This is a genomic window from Adlercreutzia equolifaciens, from assembly GCF_029076695.1.
GTDB lineage: Bacteria > Actinomycetota > Coriobacteriia > Coriobacteriales > Eggerthellaceae > Adlercreutzia > Adlercreutzia equolifaciens_A.
Genome location: NZ_JARFIK010000030.1, coordinates 1 through 461, shown reverse-complemented (window position 1 = coordinate 461; position 461 = coordinate 1). Strand labels below are relative to the sequence as shown.

Annotated in this window: 1 protein-coding gene; it reads right to left on the bottom strand. The window is 63.6% G+C overall.

Annotation, left to right across the window (positions count from 1 at the left end; genetic code table 11):
- Positions 1-351 (bottom strand): rubrerythrin family protein (locus PZH32_RS11305; RefSeq protein WP_275208353.1); only part of this gene is annotated, 351 nt, incomplete at its 3' end.
- Between the last annotated feature and the right edge of the window lie 110 nt (positions 352-461).

Below are 461 nucleotides of genomic sequence, written 5' to 3'. Positions count from 1 at the left end.
GTTGTCCGGACAGTCGATGTTGTTGTAGGCGTCCATGTACAACTCGGCATGCACGGCCTCGGCCAGTTTGGCGCGGGTGAACACGAACTCGGCCTTCTTGTCGCCCTCCTCCTGGGCCACCTTGATGAAGCTGGGGTACATGTCGGAGGTCTCGTAGATCTCGCCCAGGGCACCGGCGATGAGGTTCAGATCCGTGGCAATGCCCTCGGCATCGGGAGTGGCGGGACGCTCGTAGTCGGGCTCGACGGACTGGATGACGCCGGCCTCAAGGCCGATGTGGATCTGCTCGGCGGCGCTGGTGGCCTCGAACAGGCGGGCAATCTGATCGTAGCCCTGAGCCTTGGCGGCCAGAGCGCAAGCAGCATACTTAGCGGACGCGCCAGTCTCGCCCCATAACGGCAGCCTTCAGATTGTCGAGCGTGGTGCCCACCTCGGTGATGGACTCGGGGACCACGTTGAAG